The 396-nt window shown below is 49.7% G+C and carries 1 protein-coding gene; it reads left to right on the top strand.

The window, feature by feature from the left end; translation table 11 throughout:
• The coding region (locus tag EVJ30_RS15080; protein WP_131469579.1) for a YjaG family protein at positions 1-396 on the top strand (396 nt) is incomplete at both ends.

Below are 396 nucleotides of genomic sequence, written 5' to 3'. Positions count from 1 at the left end.
TACCCGAACTACGCCATGTTTTGCAAGCAGACGGAATTCGGCGACGGACAGATCTACCGTCGCATTCTGGATCTGATCTGGGAAACCCTGACGGTGAAAGATGCGAAGGTCAATTTCGATAGCCAACTGGAGAAGTTTGAAGAGGCGATTCCGGCAGCCGACGACTATGATTTGTACGGCGTTTACCCGGCGATTGATGCCTGCGTCGCATTAAGCGAATTAATGCATTCTCGTCTTAGCGGCGAAACGCTGGAACACGCTATTGAGGTTAGTAAGACTTCCATTACTACGGTAGCGATGTTGGAAATGACTCAGGCTGGTCGGGAAATGACCGATGAGGAGCTCAAAACGAACCCTGCCGTTGAACAGGAATGGGATATTCAGTGGGAAATATTC

Source organism: Exiguobacterium sp. SH5S13 (genome assembly GCF_004337085.1).
Classification (GTDB): Bacteria; Bacillota; Bacilli; order Exiguobacteriales; family Exiguobacteriaceae; genus Exiguobacterium; species Exiguobacterium aurantiacum_A.
The sequence above is the reverse complement of the archived record's forward strand: the minus strand, read 5'-3'. Positions and strand labels throughout refer to the sequence as shown.